The organism is Paenibacillus gorillae (assembly GCF_000513275.1).
GTDB lineage: Bacteria > Bacillota > Bacilli > Paenibacillales > Paenibacillaceae > Pristimantibacillus > Pristimantibacillus gorillae.
Genome location: NZ_CBVJ010000118.1, coordinates 39,230 through 65,077, shown reverse-complemented (window position 1 = coordinate 65,077; position 25,848 = coordinate 39,230). Strand labels below are relative to the sequence as shown.

Annotated in this window: 23 protein-coding genes; 18 read left to right on the top strand and 5 right to left on the bottom strand. The window is 48.5% G+C overall.

Annotation, left to right across the window (positions count from 1 at the left end):
• Positions 1-15: 15 nt before the first annotated feature.
• Positions 16-198: an SEC-C metal-binding domain-containing protein gene (locus tag TY10_RS31110; RefSeq protein ID WP_202903220.1), complete on the bottom strand. Its 183-nt coding sequence runs from the start codon at positions 196-198 to the stop codon at positions 16-18.
• 267 nt (positions 199-465) lie between these two features.
• The gene (locus TY10_RS22635) at positions 466-693 is read right to left on the bottom strand and encodes a glycine zipper domain-containing protein (RefSeq protein ID WP_042168622.1); all 228 of its coding nucleotides are present in this window, start codon (positions 691-693) and stop codon (positions 466-468) included.
• A gap of 223 nt (positions 694-916) precedes the next feature.
• Between TY10_RS22635 and TY10_RS22630 the strand changes: the two genes are divergently transcribed.
• From TY10_RS22630 to TY10_RS22615, 4 genes are all read left to right on the top strand, one after another.
• Positions 917-2,932: an AraC family transcriptional regulator gene (locus tag TY10_RS22630; protein ID WP_238327918.1), complete on the top strand. Its 2,016-nt coding sequence runs from the start codon at positions 917-919 to the stop codon at positions 2,930-2,932.
• Positions 2,919-3,977 carry a FecCD family ABC transporter permease gene (locus TY10_RS22625; protein WP_081735439.1) on the top strand — a complete coding sequence of 353 codons (1,059 nt, stop codon included), beginning with the start codon at positions 2,919-2,921 and terminating at the stop codon, positions 3,975-3,977. Before TY10_RS22630 ends, TY10_RS22625 begins: the two co-directional genes overlap by 14 nt.
• Entirely contained in the window at positions 3,974-4,981 is a 1,008-nt protein-coding gene (locus tag TY10_RS22620; protein WP_042168617.1) for a FecCD family ABC transporter permease, read from the top strand. The genes TY10_RS22625 and TY10_RS22620 overlap by 4 nt, the downstream gene beginning before the upstream one ends.
• Before the next feature lie 93 nt (positions 4,982-5,074).
• On the top strand, positions 5,075-6,592 hold the full coding sequence (locus TY10_RS22615; protein WP_042168614.1) for an MDR family MFS transporter: 1,518 nt from the start codon (positions 5,075-5,077) through the stop codon (positions 6,590-6,592).
• Positions 6,593-6,700: 108 nt separating this feature from the next.
• On the opposite strand, the gene TY10_RS22610 is transcribed toward TY10_RS22615, so the two are convergent.
• A complete protein-coding gene (locus tag TY10_RS22610) occupies positions 6,701-7,108 on the bottom strand; it encodes a DUF6855 family protein (RefSeq protein ID WP_042168612.1) in 408 nt (135 codons plus the stop codon).
• A 249-nt stretch (positions 7,109-7,357) separates the two neighbouring features.
• Positions 7,358-7,987 carry a YfbR-like 5'-deoxynucleotidase gene (locus TY10_RS22605; protein WP_042168609.1) on the bottom strand — a complete coding sequence of 210 codons (630 nt, stop codon included), beginning with the start codon at positions 7,985-7,987 and terminating at the stop codon, positions 7,358-7,360.
• A gap of 459 nt (positions 7,988-8,446) precedes the next feature.
• Here TY10_RS22605 and TY10_RS22600 point away from each other — a divergent pair, with 459 nt between their 5' ends.
• The 13 genes from TY10_RS22600 (at position 8,447) to TY10_RS22550 (ending at position 23,097) form a co-directional block, all read left to right on the top strand.
• Positions 8,447-9,136 carry a GNAT family N-acetyltransferase gene (locus TY10_RS22600; RefSeq protein WP_238327916.1) on the top strand — a complete coding sequence of 230 codons (690 nt, stop codon included), beginning with the start codon at positions 8,447-8,449 and terminating at the stop codon, positions 9,134-9,136.
• A 32-nt stretch (positions 9,137-9,168) separates the two neighbouring features.
• On the top strand, positions 9,169-9,387 hold the full coding sequence (locus tag TY10_RS31835; protein WP_238327914.1) for a GNAT family N-acetyltransferase: 219 nt from the start codon (positions 9,169-9,171) through the stop codon (positions 9,385-9,387).
• A 163-nt stretch (positions 9,388-9,550) separates the two neighbouring features.
• Positions 9,551-10,624, top strand: a complete 1,074-nt coding sequence (locus tag TY10_RS22595; protein ID WP_042168607.1) for an acyltransferase family protein — start codon at positions 9,551-9,553, stop codon at positions 10,622-10,624.
• Positions 10,625-10,750: 126 nt separating this feature from the next.
• Positions 10,751-12,547, top strand: coding sequence for a sensor histidine kinase (locus TY10_RS22590; RefSeq protein ID WP_042168604.1), 1,797 nt, complete (start codon positions 10,751-10,753; stop codon positions 12,545-12,547).
• A 6-nt stretch (positions 12,548-12,553) separates the two neighbouring features.
• Positions 12,554-13,510: a response regulator gene (locus tag TY10_RS22585; RefSeq protein ID WP_052350718.1), complete on the top strand. Its 957-nt coding sequence runs from the start codon at positions 12,554-12,556 to the stop codon at positions 13,508-13,510.
• Complete coding sequence (locus TY10_RS30030) at positions 13,497-13,706, top strand: bacterial transcriptional activator domain-containing protein (protein WP_052350717.1); 210 nt, start codon at positions 13,497-13,499, stop codon at positions 13,704-13,706. The genes TY10_RS22585 and TY10_RS30030 overlap by 14 nt, the downstream gene beginning before the upstream one ends.
• Positions 13,707-14,350: 644 nt before the next feature.
• A complete protein-coding gene (locus TY10_RS22580; protein WP_042168602.1) occupies positions 14,351-15,796 on the top strand; it encodes a PTS mannitol transporter subunit IIBC in 1,446 nt (481 codons plus the stop codon).
• A 73-nt stretch (positions 15,797-15,869) separates the two neighbouring features.
• Entirely contained in the window at positions 15,870-17,951 is a 2,082-nt protein-coding gene (locus TY10_RS22575) for a BglG family transcription antiterminator (RefSeq protein ID WP_042168598.1), read from the top strand.
• The gene (locus TY10_RS22570) at positions 17,948-18,382 is read left to right on the top strand and encodes a PTS mannitol transporter subunit IIA (protein WP_042168595.1); all 435 of its coding nucleotides are present in this window, start codon (positions 17,948-17,950) and stop codon (positions 18,380-18,382) included. Before TY10_RS22575 ends, TY10_RS22570 begins: the two co-directional genes overlap by 4 nt.
• Positions 18,379-19,536, top strand: coding sequence for a mannitol-1-phosphate 5-dehydrogenase (locus TY10_RS22565; RefSeq protein ID WP_042168592.1), 1,158 nt, complete (start codon positions 18,379-18,381; stop codon positions 19,534-19,536). Before TY10_RS22570 ends, TY10_RS22565 begins: the two co-directional genes overlap by 4 nt.
• Positions 19,537-19,539: 3 nt before the next feature.
• Complete coding sequence (ptsP, locus tag TY10_RS22560; RefSeq protein ID WP_042168591.1) at positions 19,540-21,276, top strand: phosphoenolpyruvate--protein phosphotransferase; 1,737 nt, start codon at positions 19,540-19,542, stop codon at positions 21,274-21,276.
• Entirely contained in the window at positions 21,276-21,536 is a 261-nt protein-coding gene (locus tag TY10_RS22555; protein WP_042168589.1) for an HPr family phosphocarrier protein, read from the top strand. The genes ptsP and TY10_RS22555 overlap by 1 nt, the downstream gene beginning before the upstream one ends.
• Positions 21,537-21,738: 202 nt before the next feature.
• The gene (locus TY10_RS22550; protein WP_042168586.1) at positions 21,739-23,097 is read left to right on the top strand and encodes an ABC transporter substrate-binding protein; all 1,359 of its coding nucleotides are present in this window, start codon (positions 21,739-21,741) and stop codon (positions 23,095-23,097) included.
• A 72-nt stretch (positions 23,098-23,169) separates the two neighbouring features.
• Here TY10_RS22550 and TY10_RS22545 read toward each other — a convergent pair whose 3' ends face one another.
• Positions 23,170-23,994: a hypothetical protein gene (locus TY10_RS22545; protein ID WP_042168583.1), complete on the bottom strand. Its 825-nt coding sequence runs from the start codon at positions 23,992-23,994 to the stop codon at positions 23,170-23,172.
• A gap of 364 nt (positions 23,995-24,358) precedes the next feature.
• On the opposite strand from TY10_RS22545, the gene TY10_RS22540 reads away from it, so the two are divergent.
• A complete protein-coding gene (locus TY10_RS22540) occupies positions 24,359-25,063 on the top strand; it encodes a type 1 glutamine amidotransferase (protein ID WP_042168580.1) in 705 nt (234 codons plus the stop codon).
• Positions 25,064-25,848 lie beyond the last annotated feature (785 nt).

Below are 25,848 nucleotides of genomic sequence, written 5' to 3'. Positions count from 1 at the left end.
CCCAGTTCCTCTCGGTTACACAGATTCAATTGGTTCTATTTCTTTCCGGCCGGAAGAAGCTGCAGCAGCTTTAGGTACTGCTGGCTGCGCGGAAGTTAGAGGGATTACATTCCCGGCCTCGTCTTTATCAATACAACACTTTTTGTATTTCAAGCCGCTTCCGCAATGACAGGGATCATTTCGTCCTAGCTTTTTCATGGTCTGATGATTCCATTATAAAACAATATGAGTAATGGTACCACTGGGTTCAACTGCTATTTCTTTCTAACCTCTATAGCAAAAAGAAGGCCCCCTGTCACTTCAACTCATGCTGTTCCTCTAGCAGAAGCATCATCCAGTTTTGGCAGAGGCCCAAAAACAGCACCCCCGAACATCATATTCGGGGGTGCTGCTTTTGGGAGTTATACCAGCCGATAGTTAAATCTGTCTGCCTGTTTCCCTCGCTAATCGATGTCGGATGTTCCTTTAATCTCTACGGTGGTCGTTATCGTCATCATCATTAGCATCATCTACATTTTCGCCAGCCTTGTTGCCAAGCGCTGCGCCTACGATGCCGCCTACAACGGTGCCGACAGGACCTAGAGCGGAACCTACGACAGCTCCAACAGCGCCGCCGCCTACCGTTCCAACGGCTTCTCCAGTACTTGTATCGTTGTCATTATCGATTCGATCCCGGTCATCATGTTGAGTCATCGATGTACACTCCCTCTCTTATTGTGGAAGCCTGCTGCATTGCAGCGCAGTTTCGAAATATATATTGCCCGAATCCGTTATGGGAAATTCGTCATTGGAGTAAATAAATGAAAAGTGATGCTGATTCCTGTATTGTGCCGGTCGATGAAACGTTGACAAAAAGGGGCAACTGCTTAATACTATAAAGTGTAATTGATAATCATTATCAATTATGAAGGAAGTAGTGACTCCAGAACCGATTGTGGAGTCGATTGGAGTGGAATGCCTGATGAAGCTGGAAGAACATATGACTCTATGGAATTATGCTGCTGTTAAAGTGTTGGATATTCGTCATTCCGTAATGAATCCGGGAGACAAGCTTCAAGCTTACATACTGCCCGCAAGCGGGTTTATCTATAGCGTGCGTGGTTCAGCTATGCTTAGTCTGGATGGCATGGATTATGCAGCGAACCGTCATTTTATGTGGCATGGCGGTAAAGGCATGCGCCTAGACATCGAGGCCAAGGAAATGTTTGAATATTTTCTGTTGTTTTATAGAGCCGCTCTGCCAGGAAGGAAGGATATAGCGAGGCTTACGGAGCGCAGCAATCCGTTTCAGATGCAATATGGCTTTGAGCCTCTCGAGCCTTTGCCGCTTCACTACCATCTGATTGCCATGGAGCAAGTCTGGACGCAGGCGAGTCCGCTAGAGCGCATTCAAATCAAAGGGTTATTTTATCAATTCATATATGAAATGTTGAAGCAATTGAGAGTGCAAGGAGTTACTGCTCGCGAACCCGATCTCATTGGACAAGTAGTTCACTATATAGAAGATCATTACCGGCAAAATTTATCGCTCGAGTCGATCGCAGAGCAATTTAATTATAGTCCCCGCCACCTGTCGATGCGGTTCAAGGGGCAGACGGGATCAAGTATGATCGAATACTTAATCCGTTTCCGGCTCCGTCATGCGGAAGAGCTGCTGCGGGGTACCGATGCTTCACTCCGTGATATCGCTGTCGAAGTAGGTTATCCGGATGTCTATTACTTCAGCCGCTTGTTCCGCAAGTTCACTGGACAATCGCCAATTCGATACCGAAAGGCAGCCAGACAGCAGGGCAGGTCGGATGATCGTCCATTTAGCATCTCCGGATTTTCCATTGGCAGAAGCTCACTTCAACGTTATAATGTTGATGATTATGATAATCATTATCAACATAAAACAGTTGGAGGGTCTTCACACATGCAAAGAACTACGAAATCAAGTTTAATATTGGCGCTTATGCTCAGCATAACCTTGCTGCTAAGTGCTTGCGGAGCAGCGAATAGCGGCTCTAACTTAACGGGCTCTAATCCGCCAGCAGCTTCTGCAACAGCGGCTCCAGCGGATACTGGATCAGCAGAGGCCAATGTGAATAAAGAAGCGCAGACGAGAACCATAACTACCATCGTAGGAGATGTGGTCGTCCCGGCTAATCCGAAGCGGGTTGTCGTGCTCTATCTGCAAGGAGACCTTGTCGCGTTTGGCATTAAGCCTGTAGGAACTTCGGATGTCTATGACGGGGCAGCCTTCGCTGGCGATCTGGAAGGTATAGAAGCATTGGGGCAATGGTTTGAACCGAATCCGGAGGCAATTATGGCATTAAAGCCAGATTTGATTCTTGTTCCTTCTACGGATACGTATGACAAGCTTAAAGATATTGCGCCAACCGTAGTTGTTCCCTTTGACCGTATGACGACGGATGAACGTGTGGCGATGATCGGTAAAGTATTCGGCAAGGAGCAAGAAGCAAAGACGCTGCTGGATAATTTCCATAGTAAAGTAGAAGAAGGGAAGAAGAAGCTCGCAGCTGCGGGTATTTTGGATCGGACTGTATCCATTATTGAAGGCGGCAAGAAGGATATGGCAGTCGTGGAGAGCAAGCTCTACGGGCGGGGCTCCCAGATTGTGTATGAATATTTGGAAATGAAGGCGCCGGAAATCGTTCAGAAGAAAATAGACGTAGCCAACGAAGGAAGCGGCGGATCGGTATCTATGGAAGTGCTGCCTAAATATTTGGGTGATTATGTCATCCGTTCCGTGTGGGACGGGGCAGATGATCTGTCGGATAATGCGATTTGGCAAAGTGTTCCGGCGGTTAAACAAGGAAGAGTCATCGAGATTGAATTTGGCTTCTGTTATTACTCTGATATTTATTCCCTCGACAAGCAGCTTGATTTTATCGTCGAGAAGTTGCTGGCGGCAGATGGGAAAAACTAAGGAGAAGACGAGTAATGCGGACCAAACAGCTGTCCTCCCTCATCTGGGCGGCAGGCCGTTCTTTGGCCTATATATGATCATCGGGGTGCTGTTGCTGCTATTAGCGGCAGCAGCTTCTCTCTCTTTCGGAGCTGCAAGCATGAACTTGTCTACGGCATGGACGGCAGTGTTCTACTTTGACCCTAGCCTGACCGAGCATCAGATCATTCACTCGCTTCGCATTCCTCGCACGCTAGCCGATATTGTTGCTGGTATGAGTCTGTCTTTGGCAGGGGCCGTGATGCAAGGCAGCACTCGCAACCCGTTAGCCGATTCAGGATTAATGGGGGTGAACGCAGGCGCGGCGTTCGCAATGGCCATATCCTTGGCTTTTATCCCGAACCAGTTATATACAGGCTCTCTGTTCATTAGCTTCGCCGGAGCAGCTATGGGAGCAGGCTTAACCTACCTGGCTGCATCATTGAACCGTCGAGGGATGACGCCCCAGCGACTTGTATTGGCTGGGATGTCCATTACCCTGTTGTTTGGAGCAATGGGTTCATTCGTTTCATTGAATTATGGTGTTGGAAAAGCGCTAGCTTATTGGACATCGGGCAGTGTAGCGGGTGCGACATTGACCGAACTTAAGCTCACCGCCCCCTGGTTTCTTGGCGGGTTGGCTTTGTCTCTTTTTATCGCGCGCTCCATCACGATTCTTAGCTTAGGTGAAGAGATTGCAAAAGGCTTTGGGCAGCGCACGGTTCTCGTAAAGCTGTTAGCTACACTTGCGGTGCTTCTGCTTGCGGGAGTGTCAGTTACGCTAGTAGGACCAATCGGATTCGTAGGTCTAATTGTACCGCATATTGTGCGTTTCTTTGTTGGTGTAGATTATCGTTATATTATTCCGGCAGCAGCCGTTTATGGCGGCGTACTCATGGTCGCGGCAGATCTGGCAGGCAGACTGATTAATCGTCCTGCTGAGACAGCACTTGGCATCATTTTTGCAATTATTGGTGTACCTTTCTTTTTATTAATTGCCAGAAGAGAAAGGAGAGCCTTCGAATGATTTTGCCTCGATTGTACAGGGCCAGACTATTCATTCTGCTGTTGTTTGTATTGCTGGCTGCGGGAGCCTTCCTCAGTCTGAACATGGGTAAAATGTCGCTGCGTCCGCTTGAAGTTGTTCAGGTGTTATTCGGACAGGGGCCAGCAGATCATCAGCTCATCGTCTTCAAATTCCGCCTTCCCCGTATTGTTCTGGCCGCAATTGTTGGTTTCGGCATGGCGATATCGGGAGCCGTAATGCAAGCCTTGCTTCGCAATGATCTGGCTGATCCCGGCATGCTTGGTGTCAGCGCGGGTTCAGGTCTTATGGTTTTGCTGTTCATTACAACAGTGGGCATTCAAGGGATGGCCTCAGCGGCACTCCTTCCTTTGCTGGCATTCGGTGGAGGCTTGCTGGCCGCATTCCTAATTTATTTACTGGCGTACAGAAGGAATCATGCGCCTTCTTCTACCCGGCTCGTGTTGACGGGCGTTGCCATGAATGTCGGATTAAGCGCGTTAACACTATTTCTTACGTTAAAGCTCGATGAAGACAAATATGAATTTGCCCAGCGATGGCAAGCGGGATACTTATGGGGCGATAAATGGTATTATATCGGTCTGCTGTTACCTTGGGTCATCTTTCTTTTCATCTATATAATCACGCATTCCCGGACCTTGAACACTTTAGAACTAGGCTACGAGATATCGACAGGGCTAGGGGTAGCCGTCAAGCGAAAATTTATTCTGCTCGCTGTTGCAGCTGTTGCCATTGCTTCTGGCTGTGTAGCACTTGGAGGGTCGATCTTCTTCATCGGCCTGATTAGTCCGCATGTGGCACGGAGGCTTGTTGGACCCGATTACAGGCTTCTGCTGCCAGCCTCGGGGCTAACAGGGGCATTGCTGTTGCTTGCAGCAGACACGATTGCCCGCACGGTCAGCTTCAAGGCAGATATTCCGGCAGGCATTATCGTGACAATGCTGAGTGTGCCCTATTTTTTATTTCTGCTGATGCGTGCGAAGTGAGTGCTGCCTGGAGCCAGTCTCGTTATTGAATGTGTCTACAGTAAAAGGGAATACTAAAAATCATATGACACATTAGGAAGAAGGCTTCAACACATGGATAGAGCGAGAACCAATACGACGTGGACCGTAGCTGGCTTGCTGCTTGGCTTGTTTATGGCGGCGCTGGACCAGACGATTGTGTCAACGGCCATGCCTACTATCGTAGGGGAATTTGGCGGCTACGAGCAGCTAGTATGGGTTTTTTCCGCCTATATGATTGCAAGCGTCGTAACTACTCCGATTTTCGGAAAGCTGTCGGATATGTATGGCCGGAAACGTTTTTTCTTGTTAGGGCTGGGCATATTTCTGCTTGGTTCTATACTGTGCGGGATAGCGAATGGCATGACAGAGCTTATTCTGTTCCGGGCGTTGCAAGGTATTGGCGGGGGAGCCATTATGCCGCTATGCTTTGCTGTCATTTTTGACATTTTCCCCATTGAGAAGCGGGGTAAAATGAATGGATTGTTCGGTGCCGTATTTGGTTTGTCGAGTGTGTTTGGTCCGCTCGCCGGGGCGTATTTCACCGATTATTGGCATTGGCGCTGGGTGTTTTATATTAACATCCCGTTCGGCATACTGGCTATTTTGTTTATCGTACTATTCTATAAAGAAGCTGGGGAGACGAAGAAGCAGGTAATCGACTGGGGCGGTGTATTGCTGCTCGCAGCTACGATTCTGAGTCTGATGTTTGCGCTTGAGCTTGGCGGAAAAACGTACGCATGGAATTCCGTACAGATTATCGGATTATTCATTGCTTTTGTCGTTCTGCTGATCATCTTCCTGATCGTCGAAAGCAGGGTATCGAATCCGGTTATATCGCTGCATTTGTTCAAAAATAAAGTGTTCACCGCCAGCCAAGTCTGCAGCTTCCTGTATGGCGCGATTCTGATTTCAGGTGCGACCTATATCCCTATCTTTGTACAGGGCGTATATGGAGGCTCGGCCAGCTCTGCTGGACAAACGTTGACTCCAATGATGCTGGGGGTCGTAGCAAGCTCTGTGCTTGGAGGCCGTTTCGTCACTAAATTCATGTTCCGCAGCATTATGCTGGTGTCCGCAGCGATTCTCATCATCGCGCTGTTCCTCTTGGGCACGATAGATGCCGATACGCATCGCTGGGTCGTTACGGTGTACATGATTTTTGTAGGATTCGGAATTGGCGTGTCGTTCGTTATCTTTAATATTGCGACGCTGCACGGAATTAGCCCGGAATACAAGGGCGCTGCTACCTCAATGGTCGTATTTTTCCGGACGATTGGTTCCGCGCTTGGCATTACGATATTTGGTGTCATTCAGACGAGCAGGCTGAAGACCAATATTACGGCGGTGCTTCCCGACCCTTCGATGGCCGAGAAATTCGGCGATCCCCAAGCACTGCTGAATCCTGCCGTCCGACAGATGTTCCCGCAGGATATCCTTCAGAAAATGATTGCAGGCTTGGCGGATTCGATCGCCTTTCTGTTCCAGTGGAGTATTGCGCTGCCGATCTTGGCTGTCGTTTTTATTCTTATGCTGGGCCGTGCCAGGGTGCCACAAGGCGGCCAGTCAGAGGCTCCGCGAAACTTTGAATAACTTGCAGTAACACGACGAAAAACCTTTGGGCTCTGCGCAAAGGTTTTTCGTTGCATAATGCACACTATATCCTATAACTTCTCTAGTCAGACAAGCAGTATATCTGACTTACAATGCCCGCATCCGGTTATTGCGGGGATTATGCTCAACCTCTGCAAGCCCTAATGCTTCCATCAGAGGAGGGACATACATCCCGAAGCGGCCGCGGAACCCTTTCTTCAGGCCATACCAGCCTGCAATCGGATTGTCAGAGGAGCGGCCCCAAGCTTCAACTGTACCTTCTTTAGCTGGCTTCTGCTCGTCCGCGCTGCCAAGCTCAATCCAGTCTCCATGCTGTTTGAGCATATCATGCAGATCAGCGATACAGCGATAGTCATAATGGAGAACGGTTTTGCCTACCGTGCACACGATAATTTCTTTTCCATCCTTTTCATCCTTGTACATTTCGTATTCAGAGGTTCCAGGAGGCGTTTTTAATTGCCATGGATGTTGTTTCGTACCTTGTTCTGCTGACATAGGACGCTCCTTTGTTTTTCTTAGTTTGTTTCCAATATAGAATAGCATACGGAGTCGAAGAAAAGACATGAGGAAAGAAGGGCGGCGGATAAGAAGAGCAGCAGAGGGAAGGTAAGATAGAATGGGAAGGACAGTTGGAGAGGAGGGGGAGTTAAGAAGGTTCGGGATGCTTGGAAGGATAGGAGAAACGCAAGAGATGGAAAATTCGGGTGAAGTCAGGAAGGCTGGTTCAGTCAGCGAGGGAGAAAATTATAGCTCCAAAGCTTCTCGTGTTATTTTCTGAATATCAACGGGGCAGTTTGGACTTTCTTTCACGATGTCAGGCAAAATATGTGTTAAAAAATAATCGACGCAGTGCAGCTTGATTTTCTTAATCTTTATAAGCGCCTCGCGGTACATGACGACAAATTCCTTCTCCGTGTTGCCTCTTTGCAATTCTGTAAGCGCCTCATATACTTGATCCAGTTTATCGGCTACTTCAAGAATTAACCCTTCGACAGAATCGTCTTTGCCCTCGCGAAGCTGTCTGCGGAAGATGGCCTTGAATTCCTCCGGAATGTTCTCTTCTATGAACATCGCAATCATGCCTTCCTCTACTTGCTGGAGCATGCCGCGTAATTCCATAGAATAATGTTTAACGGGCGTTTTAATATCGCCTATGAATATTTCGCCATAATCATGGCTGCTGGTAATCTCGTAGAGTTTTTTCCAGTCGATGACGACGCCATTGCTTTCCTCGATATCTGCCAATGTTTTGGCATATTGGACAACCTTCCAGGAGTGGGCGGATACGCTATGCTCTTCGAATTTGAATTTTCCCGGGCAGCGGATAATACGTTCAAGATCGTTCAAGGATTGAAAGTACGTGTGAATTCCCATAATATGCAATTCCTTTCTTCGTTGTTGTATGTGCTGCTGTACAGTTCGAGTATAGCTTTGATTTGTTAAGGGATGATAAAGTTGTTTATCTGTTGAAAATAATCTGTACGAATGGTAATATAGGGAAAATTAGTGCGCTAGGAGTGAATGGTGTAATGATTCTCGTTGTTCTTAATCAGTTGATCTAATAACTGAATATAAGGGGTCCAATGAAAGGCGGATGAAGCATTCATGATGCTTAATTTGCTATGTAGTATTGCCTCTTATGATAAAGAACAACAGTTTAATCATACACCGCGATCTCCGCTGCCATAATAAAGAAGCAGGCTGGCGTGAACAGGATAACGATGCCTTGTTCATGCTAAGGAGATAGGAGGCTGCAGATGAGCTATGTTCATCTGCAGCCTTTTTTGCGTTCTCTAGATTCATTATAAAATCAAACTTCAGGGGGAATGAGAGATGGAGACAAACCTGTGGTCAGAGCGGACTCAGATTTATAAGCTAACGGACGAATATTCGATTCAAAGAGCAGAGGTTGATGAATGGGGAATCTATTGTTCGATTTATTATAATGCGAGCTATAATGGATTTTTTCGAGAGGAACTATATAATAGGGCCCGGAACAACGCTTTCTGGATCTATAAAGGAGAGATGAAGATCGGCGGGGTCAGGATGGCTCCCAATCTGATTTACCATTTGTTTTTCATCCCGCCGTTTCGTCATGAATTCGAAGTGTTGAAACAACTAAAGATGATATTAATTCAATGGTCCGACCGGGCAAATCCGATTAAAACGTTTGAGGTGCTTCCAGACCAAGTTCCTTTATATGCAAAAGCAGGCTTTTGGCCGGATGAGTTCAGATGCCGATGGATGCAGCGCCCTACTGATTATTTTGAGATAAAGTGGGATTCTAATGTCATCATTCAAAGCCCTCAGATTGAGGATAATGATGCGAAAAGCGGCAAACGGTTTACGAATGAGGATGAGATTGCCCATTGTGATTTTCATAGCTTTCAAGGAGGTTTTGAAGCGGTAAGAAGGAATAAAGCTTCATTGGCGGACTTTGTTCCGAATGAGGACCCTAATCTGACTAATGAACGATTGCTGCAGGCATCCACTCTTGTCTATGATCGAGAGTCCGGGGATTAGTTGCTAATTGCCGTCTTTGCCTGCAGGACAATGTGGCAGCCGTATATAGCATTGGTGTTTTGCCGGCTTATAGAGGGAAGGGACTGGCGACGTTGATGTTGAAAAGAGCGTTAAGTATCCTTAAAGATCATTATCCCATCCTGCGGTTATATGTGATGGAGGGCAATGAGGCGGAATCCGTCTATTATAATTTGGGATTTGCTCCGGGTGTGCAAGAGATACAGAGCATGCGCATTCCGGCGCAGGGGTAGTCATTACGTATAAGGAGAGACTGGCGAAAGCAAAAGAGAAGGATGATTTTGATTTATATCCTTACGAAAGGAATCTACTCTCAGGAGATTCGGGATTATTTTTTGCTTTTTCTGGAATTGTGGACTAATATGAATTGAAGTTTGAGCGCATAGGAGCGGCATCGTGAAAAATATCAACTATACATTGCTAGGGCTGCGGGGGCTGCTAGCTCTCTCTGTCGTTATTTATCATATCTATGGTTCGGCAGCTATTGAAGGGTATATTCAAGGCTTCGCAGACACTTCCTTTCTGAGCATGATTAATTATGCAGGGCCGATTTCAGTCGATTTGTTTTTTGTCATCAGCGGCTATTTAATTACACAGAGCATTGCGGGTAAACGCTCCGTTAAGGAGTTTATATGGAATCGGATTCTTCGTATTTATCCTGTGTTTTTAACGATTCATATTATTATTTTCATATTCGGCCCTTTCATAGGCTACAAATGGATGGCTGGTATTGGGCCTGGCGATTATGTTCTGCATTTCATATCCAATGCGTTACTCTTGCCTGGGATGCTGGAATTGCCTATTGCACAGATCGTCGCCTGGTCACTGAGCTACGAGTTGTTTTTTTACATCATGGCAGTAATCGCTCGGGTTATTTATCGTAGTCAACAGGCTCATCGGATCCGAAAATATTTCTTCTTTCTTTTATTTGTTATCGCATGCATCGTCATCGTTTATTATCGCCCAGATACACTGTTCTTCGGTGTTGGCGTAGCACTACATTACAGCCAGAATAGAATCAAGAGTATTTGGAAGCCTTCATCAGTTTTGCAATTCAGTGGATTTATATGTTTGCTCGCCATTTATATGGTGTTTCAAGCGTTGAATCATGCAATCTTACCGGCTCTTTTGCTGAGCTTCTTGCTGTTTGTTACGATCATTATGGAGTACGGGTGGCTGTCGCGCTTTTTACGGACGAGGCCGATGCGATATTTGGGGACGATCAGCTTTAGTTTATATATGTGGCATACGATGGTGATGTTTCCTTTGAAAAGTATTGTTCCGAAAATAAGCAGCGTGATAGGAACATCATCATGGTCCTTTGTCATCTATGCGCTGCTATCTCTTATTCCTTCGATCATTGTCGCTCATATTTCTTATCAGTTAATTGAGGTCCGTTTTACGAAATATGTGAGGGTCAAACGGGGAGGGAAACCTGCAGCAGTAAAGCCTGTTTCTGAGGGTATGTGAGTTAGAATAAACCAAACACCCGATTACATAATTCGGGTGTTTTTGCTGTGTGTAATAACAGCCCTGACAAGGATTTTAGACCATTTTGTCGAATAATAGACGAATCGGAAAAAGGGAGGCGCAGTCGTGGATACAAGACAATGGATGGCGATATTGCTATGTTTCGCGACGGCGCTTATGCTGTTCGTGTCTTTTCTATCCTATCGGAAACGCCATCTTCAGGTAGCGCGAACGATGATCTATATGATGGTAGCGGCGTCCTGCTACGCAATCGGCTATGCGTTCGAAATTACAGGTGAGAGCCTGAACAGCGTAAAGCTGTCGCTGCAGCTTGAATATTTGGGTATTCCGTTCGTTTCGGCGTTTTGGCTGCTGCTCGTCATTCAGTTTACCGGCTTGGCCGTCCGTCACCGGAAGTGGCTTGCCATACTGCTCTTTATCATCCCCTCGTTAACATTCCTGCTTCATCTCACTAACGATTGGCATCATTGGATTTATGAAGAATACGTCTTGAATGTGAACGGTGCAGTACCTCTGTACAACACGGTCAAGGGACCTTGGTATGCTGTGCATGCAGTCTACAATTATACCATTATGCTCCTTGGCATTCTGTTGTTTGTACCGATGTATCTAAGGGCCATGCCGATTGTCAGGAAGCAGATTCTCGTCCTTATACTAGGGGCGGCAGTGCCAATGCTGTTCAATATCGGTTATATGTTCAGCAAAGTAATTGATTTCACGCCATTTGGCTTCGCGGTATCTGGCCTTGTGTATGCTTGGGGCATCTTCCGCATTCGCTTGCTGCGGTTAACCCCTCTTGCCTATGCCAAAATGTTCGATACGATTCGCGACGGTGTCATTCTTTTGGATTATGAAGGTCAAATCGTCAACCATAACCGTGCCGCAGAAGATATATTTCCCGAGCTGGGGTGGACCAAGAGCTTTCCAGTATCGGGAAAAGATATGCTGTCGGCTTGTCCGGAGCTGCTTGAACGAATCGCGGAAACCAAATATAAGGATGAACGCTTTGCTCTCCAGCGTGTGCTTGATGACCGGCTGCGGCATTATATTTGCAGCTTGACCTATATATACGATACCGGTACGTCTCCTATTGGGCAAATGCTGATGTTCAACGACATTACCGAGTTGAAAGAGAACGAAGAGCGGCTGCGAGAGAAATCACAGCGGCTGTCTCAATTGAATGCCTTTAAAGACAAGCTGTTTACTGTAATGGCCCATGATATTCGCGATCCGATCGCATTGCTTGTCAGCTTGACTGAGCTGCTAGGTGAAGAGCCGACAGATACGGATATCGCGAAGGCGGAGGTGTTCCAGGAGATCAGGCGGCAAGTTCGCGGCACTCATAATCTCGTGGATAATCTGTTGGACTGGTATCGCAGTCAGAATGGAGAGGTAGCTTTCCGTCCGCAATCCTGGAATTTGCAGCAAGTCGTCAGGCAAGCGTTGTCGCTGGCCGGAGCAAGAGCAGGTATGAAGAAGATAAGCATTACCGAGCGCATAGATGATAAGCTAGCCGTGAATGCGGACAAAGAGATGCTCGATCTTATTTTCCGAAACCTGTTGTCCAACGCGATCAAGTTCACTGAAATCGGAGGAAGCATCGAGGTAAATGCTGCTATGGAGGGAGAACTGGTAACTGTCTCTGTGAGCGATAACGGAATCGGGATTGATGAGAGAACAGCAGAGCTGCTGCGGCATGACGAGATGTTCTTCAAGGAGCCTGGATTTGCTAGCGGAGAAGAAGGGGGCGAGATGCGATTCGGACTCGTATTGACCCGGGAGTTTCTTCGTATGCACGGCGGCAGTCTGCGTTTTGAGGGCTTGTCTGGACAAGGCACGACTTTTATTTTTACCCTCCCTGGGGCTATTGGCAGCGGAGGAAATGAGAGAAAAGCGGGGTGAAAACCTATGAAAGTAATATTGATTGATGATGAGCCCGTCATGCATTTGATCATGCGGAAAATGCTAGTCAAATATGCCGAGATTCAAGTAGCGGGAACATTTGTTGATACAGAGTCTGCGACTTCGTTTTTGAATGACAACAACGATGTTGAACTGGCTTTTGTGGATATATCTATGCCCGGCGGCAGCGGGCTGGAGCTCGCAGGCAAGCTGGATAAGGCAGGCAGCAAAACACAAATCGTATTCGTAACTTCTCATAAGGACTACGCTTTGGAAGCCTTCGAGCTGTCTGTTCTTGACTATCTCGTTAAGCCGGTCACGCAAGAGAGGCTGGAGCGAACGATTCATCGGGTGCTGGAGAGCCGAAAATCGGTACAGCAGTTGGAGTCTTCAGATCATGCGTCGGCTAACGTTAAACGAACTAGCATTTCCGCGCTGGGCGACTTTTATATTCGCAGTGAAGAGGGACGTGTGAAATGGATTTCGAGTAAAAGCGCGGAATTGTTCGCATACTTGCTGTTGAACCGAGGCAGGCGGATTTCTCGTGCTCGGCTCGTAACCGATATTTTTGCGGGCATGACCAGTATTAACGCGGAGAAGTATCTCAATACGACCGTCTATCAGATGCGGAAGTCGCTGGAGCCCGTTGGCCTTCGGGAAGCGGTCCGTTCCGAGAATGACGGCTACGTGCTGGAGCTGGACGATGCAGTTGTCGATTATGAGGAGTTTGAACGTCAGGCAGGACAGCTGGGCAAAATCGGAGCCGCGAATGTCGAAGAGGCGCTGATCGTCGAACGGCTCTATACCGGGGATTTGTTCGGCAGCAAAGCCTATGTCTGGGCTATTCATGAGACAGACCGCCTCTCAGAACGATATGCATCCTTTGTCAAAAAATCTGGCCGAGACGCTTCTGGCTCTGCCGAATTCAACAGCTGCGTCAAAGCTTCTGTTGAAGCTTCATGAGCGAAATCCGCTTGACGAATCAGTTGTCGGGCTGCTGATGAAGAAGTACGGGAACGACGGCGACAAGAAGGGGCTCACGGCCCAGTATACCGAGTATGTGAAGCTGCTCAAAAGAGAGCTGGGCATTCGTCCATCTCATGAAATGCTTCTGCTCTATGATTCGCTTGTTAGCGGTATTTCTGATGGCGTCAGATAGCTGTAGTTGGAATCCCCAACCCCACTGTGATTCCGACTTCCCCACACATGAACCTCTCCGGTGCTAAGTAGAGGACAAAATGCAAATATACATTTTGATGAGCCTCAAACGGCCTCAAATAGCTGTCAACATGCAAAAGTCCATTTGAAATGCTTGAATTCGGCCTTAGCGAAGCTTTTTAGGCCAATCAGCCTACATTATTGCATTTTGATGCGTGAAATCAACGATAGTATGTTGTACAACATGTATTTTTACATTTTGATTCCCTACAGCCAGCGGTACAGCCCATCATAATTCCCCTTTTCAAACTTTGAATTCTTGGTTAATAGATAATTATACAGTGCAAGCGAGTAAAACCCGCATCAATTGTGCATTCTATAACCAGCGCCTTTTGCACAACGTAACGGTTGACTGACTAATCAGTCCTTGAAATTAATGGTACCCTCCGCCTTTACCGCCAACCTATAAAAGTATGTGCTGTCTGCCGCCCCGGATGTCAACAAACATTTTGTCAACAAGCATGATGACGCAACATGGTTTTCATTTCGTTGTATTGTAATCGCTTTCAACTTATCATAAAGCAAGAGCGACACGGTCAAGAGTAATTCCGGTCGCGGTCTATATATAGAGGGAGGTTCACATTAATGAGTCAAGTGAATCGTGAAAATACGGGCTCCCAAGGCGGAGCAAGAGTGGCCATTCAGACATTTGGACGGTTTCTGAGCGGCATGGTAATGCCGAATATCGGCGCATTTATTGCCTGGGGTTTAATAACCGCGTTGTTCATCCCGACAGGCTGGCTGCCGAATGAAAGCTTCGCATCGCTTGTTGGACCGATGATTACGTATTTGCTGCCGCTGCTTATCGGCTTTACGGGCGGCAACATGGTGCATGGCACGCGCGGCGGGGTCGTTGGCGCCGTGGCGACGATGGGCGTTGTAGTAGGCTCGGACATTCCGATGTTCTTGGGCGCGATGCTAATGGGGCCGCTTGGCGGCTGGTTAATTAAGAAGTTTGACAAGTCGATTGAAGGTAAAATCCGTTCCGGCTTCGAAATGCTTGTGAACAACTTCTCGGCGGGTATTATCGGCGGTGCGCTTGCATTGCTGGCTTTCAAAGGAATTGGACCTGTTATCGAAGCAGTCAGCAAGGTGCTGGCGAACGGCGTCGAGTTCCTCGTGAATCATAATCTGATTCCGCTGGCGAACATACTGATTGAGCCGGCCAAAGTATTGTTCCTGAACAATGCGATCAATCACGGCGTGCTGGGACCGATCGCGATGGATCAGGCGGTCAAAACCGGTCAATCGCTTATTTTCATGCTGGAGTCGAATCCGGGTCCTGGTCTCGGCATTCTGCTTGCGTACTGGCTGTTTGGACGCGGCATGGTGAAGCAGTCTGCGCCTGGCGCAGTCATCATTCACTTCCTGGGCGGTATTCATGAAATTTATTTCCCTTACATTCTGATGAAACCGGTCTTGCTGCTTGCAGCGATCGCCGGCGGTGTTGCAGGCACATTCACGTTCTCGCTTCTTGGAGCGGGTCTAGTCGCAACGCCTTCACCGGGCAGTATTATTGCCTATATCGCGATGACGCCTAAGGGCGGCTTGCTGCCAATGCTGGCAGGCGTTGCTGTCGCTACCGTCGTATCCTTCCTCGTTGCCGCTGCATTCTTGAAGGGCAGCAAGCAGACAGCTGAAGATGAACTAGGTGCAGCTACTTCGAAAATGCAGCAAATGAAGGCAGAAGCCAAGGGAACAGCAGCTTCCGCAGTTGAAGCTCCGCAAGTCGGTACTGAGAAAGCTGTAGAAGATGTGAAGAAAATCGTATTCTCCTGTGATGCCGGTATGGGTTCCAGTGCAATGGGCGCTTCGATTCTTCGCAAGAAATTGCAAAAAGCAAACGTCGGCGTTACCGTTACTAATACGGCGATCAGCGAAATTCCGACGGATGCCGATATTGTTATTACCCATAAAACATTAACGGCAAGGGCAAAACTAAAAGCACCTGAAGCCGAACACATTTCCATTGATGATTTCCTCAAGAGTGCTGAGTATGATCGCTTGGCTGAACGCTTGAGCAAAAATTAACGGAATGATCGTGGAGCGCTGACGTAATTTTCGTCGGCGTTTCCTCCATTTCCCAGGAAGGAGGAGAACGGTCTTGATTGTATCAAATCGGCAACGGCGGATTTTGGAAGTGCTGCTTCAGCGGAAGGAAGCTACCGCCAATGAAATTGCGGAGGAAGTACAAATAAGCGCACGAACCGTCCATCGTGATATTAGCGAGATGAAGGGGCTGCTGTCGGACTACGGGCTTTTTCTGGCAACGAAGTCTGGGAAGGGTATCGCAATCCAAGGCTCTGAAGATAATCTCGTCCAGTTCCATAAGGTACTCGCTCATTTCGAGACGGTTACGTACGCTCCGGAAGAACGCAAAACGTTAATTTTATGCCGGCTGCTTGAAGCCTTTGAGCCAATTAAGCTGTTCTCTCTCGCCTATGAGATGCGTGCCGCTATTCCTACCATTAGCCGTGATTTGGACGAAATCGATCCGCAATTGAGCAAGTATAAGCTTGAGCTTATTCGTAAAAGAGGATATGGGGTAGAAATTAAGGGGATGGAAGGCGCCAAGCGTGCTTTGATTGAATGGCTCGTTCGCGAGTATTTGGATGAATCCGATCTATTCGATCCTGGTCCTATCTCTTCGAATCCATGGACGGTGTCCAGGCGGCTGCTGCATATGGTGGGAAAAGATCATTTCCTCCCCATCGAGCGGATGCTGTGGGAGCTTGAAGAGAAGTGGCCGCGCCGTTTGACGGAGACCGCCTATATGCGTCTGCTGCTTAAGCTGTCTATTGCTGTCGCCCGCATGCGATGTGGTCACTGGCTGTCCAACCGAAAGTCTGGAAAGCAAGGGAACGAGGCGGCTGGGGATACCACGGATCTGCCTCCGCCACACTTGCAGCCATTCCTTGATGCATTCCCATGGGAATGGCCGGCGGCGGAGCTCGAAGCGATGCAAAGCCTGTTCGTCCATGCGATGGCAGAAGCCGTCAAACAGGAGGAGAACCTTCTTCATCAGAATGGAGCGGCGGCGGCAGATGCTGCTGATCGGCTGATACAAACGATTGGCAAAAAGCTGAATATGCCTTTCGATGAAGATCAATCGCTGCTTGAAGGCTTGGTCAATCATTTGGCTCCGGCCATGGATCGTCTGAGCCGGGGAGAGGCGATCCGCAATCCGCTGCTCGCGCAGATTCGTAAAGATTTTGCTGTATTATTTAATGCGATTAGGGGAGCTATAGATGAACTGCCATTTGCGAAGCTAGTGCCTGATGAGGAAATCGGCTATCTTGCGATGCATTTTGGCGCATCGATGGAACGGCTGAATCAGCTCAAGCGGGTTAGAGCCATTATTGTCTGCACCAGTGGAATTGGTTCTTCCAAGCTGCTGGCGGCACGAATTGCCAAGCAATTTCCCCGAATTGAACTAATCGGCAATTATTCCTGGTATGAGGCATCTAGAATTCCGCAAACGCAATATGATCTCATAGTCTCAACTGTTGATTTGCCTATCGATGCGGGACGCTACGTCAAGATTAGTCCCTTGCTGACGGGCGAGGAGACGGAAAAGCTGCGGGCCTTTATGGGCAGCCTGTCCATAGATGAGGCAGCTTGGAGTGAGGAAGGAAAACGCGAGGATGCAGGCGGCTGGGAACGGATGAAACAGATGAACGCTTATACGTCAGCGATTATTCAAGTGCTGGAGCCGTTTGCCGTTCATCAGCTCCTTGCTTCATCCGGACCGCTCAGCGATGTCGTATCTTCATTGCTTGCTCCATTAGCCTCTGAACTGGAGCCGAAGGGTACTGCGGCAGTAGCAAAGCTGCTGCTGGAGCGTGAGCAGGCGAGCAGTCAGGCAATAGCCGGAACACAGCTTGCGCTGTTCCATACTCGAAGCGACCATATCAGCAAACCTATTTTAAAGCTTTATCGTCTGGAAGAGCCGTTGTGGCTTGGTGAGGGCGGGGATAACGAAGTGCGCCGGATTTTGCTCATGCTGGCACCCCTTCAACTGAGCCGGCCTGTCCTCGAAATCTTAAGTGAAATCAGCGTATTGCTGCTGCAGCCGGAATTCGAAGCTTTGCTCGAAGACGCAGAGGCAGACGCAATTAAGCTGTACGTTTCCCAGCAGCTAGAAGCCTATATTCAGTCCAAATGGAGAGGGAGAGACCTTACATGAACATTTTAAATAGAGAGAAAGTTAAACTTAACGTAGCAGTAGCCGACAAATTGGAAGCCATCCGAATGGCTGGACAATTGCTTGTCGATGCCGGACATGTTGAACCAACCTATGTAGAAAAAATGCTGGAGCGCGAGAATCTGTCTTCTACTTATTTGGGAGCGGGTCTCGCTATGCCTCATGGTACGAATGATTCCAAGCCTTTCATCAAATCGACGGGCATGTCGATCCTTGTCATTCCGGGCGGTGTCGATTTCGGCGGCGAGACGGCTAATCTGGTCATTGGGCTTGCAGCAGTTGGCGATGAGCATATGGAAGTGCTCTCCAGCGTTGCTGTGCTGGTCTCGGAAGAAGAGGATATGGCGCGCATTCTGCAGGCGCAAACTGAAGATGAACTGATCGCGATTTTTGAAGAGGGGATGGACCTATGATAGCCGTCCACTTTGGAGCAGGGAATATCGGCCTCGGCTTTATCGGCTTGCTGCTGTCGGAGTCGGGGTACGCCGTTAAGTTCGTTGATGTGAATGAAGAGCGGGTAGCGCTTATTAACGAACGGGGGGAATATAAGGTAACGCTGGCGAATGAGGCCGGAGAAGATTTCATTGTAAAAGGTGTCTCTGCAATTAACGGCCGCGATGAGGAGCAGGTAGCGAAGGCAATTGCTGAAGCCGATATCGTGACTACAGCCGTTGGCTTAGGCGCGCTGCCTTATTTGGCGGGGAGCATAGCGAAGGGAATCGAGCTCCGTCTTGAAGCAGGAGCAAAAGCAATTCCTTTCATCGCCTGCGAGAATGCGATTGGCGGAAGCACGGCACTCAAAGGTCATGTGCTGGGTAAGCTGTCTCCTGAGTTAAGAGAGCGTGCAGAATCTGTTGCTACCTTCCCTGACGCGGCGGTTGACCGGATTGTCCCGCTGCAGCAGCATGAAGATTCGCTGCAGGTAACGGTTGAGCCGTTCTGCGAATGGGTGATCGACCGTTCGGCGCTTCCGGCAGACTTTCCGTCTTTGCAGCATGTGAAGTATGTTGATAAGCTAGGCCCATACATTGAGCGTAAGCTGTTTACGGTCAATACCGGACATTGCAGCGCCGCATACCTTGGTTATTTGCAAGGTTATGAGACGATCCAAGAGGCGATGAAGGATGAAGGTATTGTAGCTATGCTTGGTGAAGTGTTAGGGGAAACAGGCCAAGTGCTCGTTCGCGAGCATGGATTCGATGCAGCAGAACATGGCAAATATGTCGACGTTATTATGGATCGCTTCCGCAACCCTTACTTGACGGATGAAGTGGTGCGCGTTGGCCGTTCTCCGATCCGCAAGCTGTCGCCGAATGACCGGCTCGTTCGTCCGCTTCTGCTCGCCCACGAGCTTGGCATTGAGACACCGGGATTGATCAAGGCGATTGCAGCCGCTTTATCCTTCGATTTTGCAGAAGATGCAGAGGCCGTTGAAGTTCAGCGTGCTATTTCGGAGAATGGAATCGGACACACAATTGCTCACTATACAGGAATTGGGGAGGGGCATCCGCTTTATTCAGCCATCATCCGCCAATACGAAACGCTTCAACAAAGGCAGGAGGCATAAGCGATGACACAATTACAACCACAACTTCAAGGCATTGCGGCTTCGCCGGGTATCGCGATCGCAAGAGCCGTTACGATAGAGCTGGAAGAGTATATTCCGCAGAAAACAACGATTCAGCAGCCAGAGCAGGAAGTAGCACGTTTCCGTCAAGCGATAGAAGCCGCTAGAGAACAGATCGAGGGTATTCGCGAAGCGACAGAACGCAAGCTTGGCGCAGAGAAAGCCGAAATTTTCGAAGGCCATCTGCTGCTGCTTGAGGACCCGGAGCTGGTCGATGTCGTCGTAGAAAATATCGAGAATGACGCAGTTAATGCAGAGTTTGCCCTTTATGAAGTATCGCAGTCATTCATAGAAATGCTGAGCCAGTTGGATGACGAGATGCTGCGGGAGCGGGCAGTCGATATCCGTGACGTGCGGGGGCGTGTATTAGACCTGCTGCGCGGCGTAGGCGGCAGCGATCATACGCAGCTTCAAGAGGAATGCATTATCATCGCTCGCGATTTGACGCCTTCAGACACTGCCCAATTGAATCTGGAATCGGTGCGCGGCTTTGTAACGGAGATTGGAAGCCGAACATCCCACTCCGCTATCATGGCCCGGTCATTGGACGTTCCTGCAATTGTAGGAGCGGGTGCAGCCATCCAAGAGATTCAGTCCGGCGATCTGATCGTCATGGACGCTGTTGAAGGAAAGGTATGGATCAATCCGGATTCAGAATCACTGGAGCAGTTCCGTCTGAATAAAGCCCGTTACGATCAACGGAAAGCCGAGCTGGCTGTATGGGTCGATAAGCCTTCGGTGACCAAGGATGGGCACACGGTCGAGCTTGCTGCCAACATTGGCAAACTGGATGATGTGCAGAAAGCTTTGGATAACGGTGCTGAGGGAATTGGCCTGTTCCGTACCGAGTTTCTATACATGGGACGCCAGGAGTTGCCTTCTGAAGAAGAGCAATTCCAGAGCTATAAGTATGTACTGGAAAAAATGGCTGGCAAGCCGGTCGTTATCCGCACGCTGGATATCGGCGGGGATAAGGAGCTTCCTTATATGGATCTGCCGAAGGAAAGCAATCCGTTTCTCGGTCAGCGGGCGCTGCGCCTCTGTCTGGAGCGCGACGACCTGTTCCGTACGCAGCTTCGGGCTTTGCTTCGTGCCAGCCAATACGGCAATCTAAAGATCATGTTTCCGATGATTGCCGTTCGCGACGAGTTATTCGATGCGAAACGCATTTTGAACGAAGAGAAGCAGCATCTGATTGCAGCTGGAGTTGCGGTCAGTGAAAGCATCGAGATCGGAATGATGATCGAGATTCCTTCGGCGGCTGTCTCCGCTGATCTGTTCGCGCCTCATGTCGACTTTTTCAGCATTGGCACAAATGATTTGATTCAATATACGATGGCGGCAGACCGGATGAACGAGACGGTTTCGTATTTGTATCAGCCTAGCCATCCTTCCATTCTGCGTCTAATTCGCTTTGTTATCGATGCGGCACGACAAGAGGGGAAATGGGTCGGATTATGCGGCGAAATGGCCGGTGATCTGGCATCGGTTCCTCTGCTGCTTGGACTTGGCCTTCATGAATTCAGCATGAGCGCCGGTTCCCTGCTGCAAACTAGAGAGTTACTTGCAAGCCTGAATTATGCCGAGTGGCAGGAGCATGCTAGACACGCGCTGACGCTTGGAAGCCAGCAAGAGGTACAGGCTTACGTTCAAGCAATAATGAAAGGAGAGAATAAATAATGATCACAAAATCTTATACCATACTCAATCCGACGGGGCTTCATGTTCGTCCGATCAAAACAATTGTGCAGGCAGCAAGCGAATTTCCGTGCAAAATTACCGTTCTTAGCAACGGGAAGAAAGCGAACGGAAAAAGCTCGCTCAGCATGCTGACGCTGGGCATCAAGATGAACGATGAAGTAACGCTTGAAATTGACGGCGAGCGTGAGGAAGAAGCAATGCAGGCAATTGGTGCGCTGCTCGTCCAAATTTACGAATAAACAAATGAGGACGGCTGCCTTTCTGAGGCGGCCGTTTTTTTATGGGCAGAGATAAGCTATCTTGCTTGTTATATCTTGCCGCCATAAGTCGATTGCGCAATAAAACCCATGGTTGACGTAGCAACGCTCCTTAACCTAATTCCATAAATCGGTTATTATGGACGATAACTCCATGTTTTGTGGGAGAGGGGATGTATTTCGTATGCGCAGGGGAACGAGCAAGCTGTTTTTAATTGCTTTTTGCGGACTTATGCTGCTTTTCTTGGCGGCTGGCTGTACCGGGAAATCCAAGCAAGAAGCTGTTAGCGGAACTGTTACAATCATGTATATCTACCAAGACTCCTTTTACAGAGAGTATGGCGATTTGTTTGCATCCAAATATCCGGATGTGAGCGTCACGGTTGCAGAGACGAATAATCTATACCATGAGACAGACGACCGGGAACGGAAGCTGAGAGAATGGATCGATAAGGAGAAGCCCGACATACTCGAACTGACTCAGGATGATTATGAAAGGCTAGCGGGTGAAGGCGTGCTTCTCGATCTGGAGCCATTGATTCAGAAGGATAAATACCCGATGGAATCTTTTCTGCCCAGCATAACCGAGTTGTTGAAGGTGAAAGGGGGCGGCCGTATTTATGGCTTGCCGCCAAGCTTTATGGCGGCAGCGTTATTTTACAATCAGGATCTGTTTGATCAGCATGGTGTTGCCTATCCAACGGATCAGATGGGATGGATGGAGGTGCTGGCGCTGGCTGAAAGGTTTGGAGGCGGAGCAGCCCAGTCCCCAGAGTCGAAGGTGTACGGCTTATCTTTAATGCCATGGGAATCGTCGCCTGTCGGCTTAATGTACAAAATCGGCCGCGCTAACCAGTTAAGTGAAGTGAATGCGCAGACGATGCAGGTTCAGATTGACAGCGAAGGCTGGAAACAGGCAGCAACTCAAGCGCTAGCTGCGTTCCGGTCAGACAGTATCAAGCAGATTGAACTGAAGGAAATGACAGAGGATGTATGGAAAAAACAGGCGTTTCTTGAAGGGAAGTCCGCGATGACGCTGGCACCATTCTCCTTTATCTACGAAGTGGACGAGGCCTTCAAGAAGAAGGGCATGCAGTGGTCGCTGGTGACGGAGCCGGTCGATCCGAAAAATCCGGCTTATGCCGGCTCGCTGAATGTGGGCTCTATCTATGCCATTAATGCGAAATCGGCCAATGTTCAAGCCGCTTGGAAGTTAATCAGCTACATGAGCAGCGACGAAATGGCGAAAATCAAGTCACGAAGCTCCTTCAATCTGCTTTCTCGTAAAGGGTATATGACAGAGCTAAACGGACATTCACTTGATTCATTTTATAAGCTCGATTTCAACGTCAATAACAGAATTTCCTACGGCAAAATTCCGACCCGATTTTATAATGACTTCTATGCTGTGATGAGCAACAAGCTTCAAAAGGTTCAAGCCGCGGAGCTTACGCTTGATCAAGCATTTCGGGAAGCGCAGCAGGAGGGCCAGCATGCGCTGGATGCAGCGCTTGCCGCTTCAGGCGGCAGAGAAGAAAAGTAGGAGATAGCAAACAACCCCGGCCATATGATATGACCGGGGTTGTTTGCTGGTTTATCTTTTATATAGAGAGCTTTAGAACGTACTGAATGAAACACCGGAAGCTGTAATGAACGGAGAGCTGAATGTGACCTTGTAGGTGCCGTAAGGCTGACTCGTCGCAATCGGATAATTGCCGTAAATGGTCTGGCCTGCGCCAACGGAGAACGAAGTGCTTCCGACATATTGATCACCCGAGCTGGTGACGCGGTAAAGCGTCAGGTACATCGTTGTGCTGTAGGTCGCGTGCGTGTTTTTGAACGTGCCGCTTACCTGAATATTGCCATAGGCTGTTCCGGTGTAGCTGTCGGAGTAGCCAGGCGTGCTCGCCCATACGGTGGAGCTGGCCGTTTGGCCCGTGCTGTTGCGGGCGACAATTTTCACCTCGATGGAAGTGCTTGGGGTTGCCGATAGTGTATAGCTTGTACCGGACGTAGTCGTTACATATGTGTTGCTTTTATAAATATCATAGCTGACGGCATTGGATGCGCTCCAAGACAGGCTGATGGAAGAGTGCGTTGTTGTATAGGAGATGACTGGGGCAGAAGGGCAGCCAAGCGTTGTGGCTGATACGGAGGTGCTGCCGAACGAACCGCTGCCTGTGATATCGAACGTATAGCTGGTGCAGACGCTAAGACCGGTTACGCTGTAGCTTGTGCCGGAAGATGACGCTAGCAAGGCGCCATTTTTATAAATTTGAACGCTGCCTTCACCAGCCTGCTTCGTCCAGTTGAGTACCAGCGAATTTGAAGTGATGGCCGTTGCTTGGGCGTTTGTCGCGGCATGTGCGGCGAAAGCGGGAATAACCAAGAGAAATACCAAAACGAATACTGACATTCTTGTAACGAAACGAGCTTGCATGTGATCCACATCCTTCTTCATAGTTTTTAAATTGAAATACGATTTCTATTTCTACCAACCTTGCTAATACGTCCGGACGCCCCCTCCCTAAAAACTGTAAATTTATGGTACGCTAGTAGTCTATCACCGAGACTGGACAAGCAACAATCCATTTTCGCAAAGAAGATAATCATATACTGGAAAATTGTATAATGTCTGGGTAAAATACGATTTCGGCTTTCGTGAATCAACATGTCATATTAGTTGACGCGAAACTCTATTTTTAATAAAATACGTTCATAACCTTTAATAGACCTTACATAAAGCCTTTACTATCTATACAAAAGCTTTAGTATCATACGAATGCTTGGAAGGAGGAAATGAAATGAACATCATTGCGCTGAAGCATTTTTCATTTGACGATGAGAGCGTCATAGCGTCCTGGGCTAGTCATCAGGGCTTTACGTTGCGCGTGCTCGATCCTTCCGAAGGTAAGGAGCTCCCGCCTGCAGCTTCTTACGATATGCTTGTTATATTAGGCGGTCCGATGAGTGTCTATCAGGAGGATAAGTATCCGTGGCTGGCCGCGGAGAAGCGTTACATACGTGCCGGTATCGATGCCGGCAAATCTGTTCTTGGCATTTGTCTTGGCGCACAGCTGCTGTCCGAGGTGCTGGGCGGCACCGTAAGCCGCAATCCTCAGAAGGAGATTGGCTGGCATGAGGTTCGGCGAACGGAGGAGGAGCATGCTGCTTTTGAAGGGATCCCGCAATCCTTCGTCAGCTTTCAGTGGCATGGCGATACGTTTGCACTGCCGGACGGAGCAAAGCGTCTTGCTTATTCCGAGGCTTGCGGCGAGCAGGCATTTGCCTATGGCGAATCAGTTGTCGGGCTGCAATTTCATCTGGAGGCGACTCCGCCTTGCATCGCAACGATGCTCGATGTCTGGTCGCATGAGCTCGTAGATGAACCGTATATTCAGCCAGCCTCTATCATTACCGCGCAAACTGAACGCAGCATCGCATCACATGCCATGCTAACGGGCATCTTGGATCATATGGCAGCACAAGTTAAACAGGTAATTCGATAGTGGAACATGTACGCTTCACCCAGCGAGCGGCGTAACGTTATATGACGCCGTTCGCAGGAGAGCAACGTGGATCGTATGGCTGCGCTGTGCAGATACAACAGATGATTCGGTATGGGAATCCTCCCGAGTGCCAGATAAACTCGACCATGCTAGTCTAGCCCTTGTGCTAAATAAACTCCAACATGCTAGTCTAGCTCTTATGCTAAATAAACTCTATTTGTGAGTCTCCCTTAATGTGAACAGGAATCAAAATGCAAAAGTGCAGGTTGATCCGCCCCAAACGGCCCAAAAAAGCGTTCAAAATGTAAAAGTGCATTTGAAATCCCTTTATTCCACGATATAGGGGCATTTTCGGCCAAACAAACTGCATATTTGCATGTTGAGGCGGTAAATCGCCGAAAAAGCGGCTTCCAAACTGTATTTTTACATTTTGATTCGTTGCAGCCTGCTATTATCACTCCACATACCTCCAGGTACGCGGTACCAGCACAGCCGCGAAAGGATTGAAGATAGTGAAACGCGAGTAAGCTTAAGCGGGGATAGTTAGCACGTATGGGATGAGCGGAGCGTTTTGAGTTCAGGATGACTTTGTGCAGATTCTATCCATTGTTCAGCGGGAAAGCGATGAAAACAATGGAATCAAGCATGGCGGCATGAACCAAAACGCGCAGCGAGTCCTTGCCTGATACCGAACGAAAGCTTGAGAGCAGGAGCGAGCGCACCCAACAGGGTGCGTTCTTTTTTATAGATTCTTTCGAGCAGCTTTACTGCGTAACAATGTTATG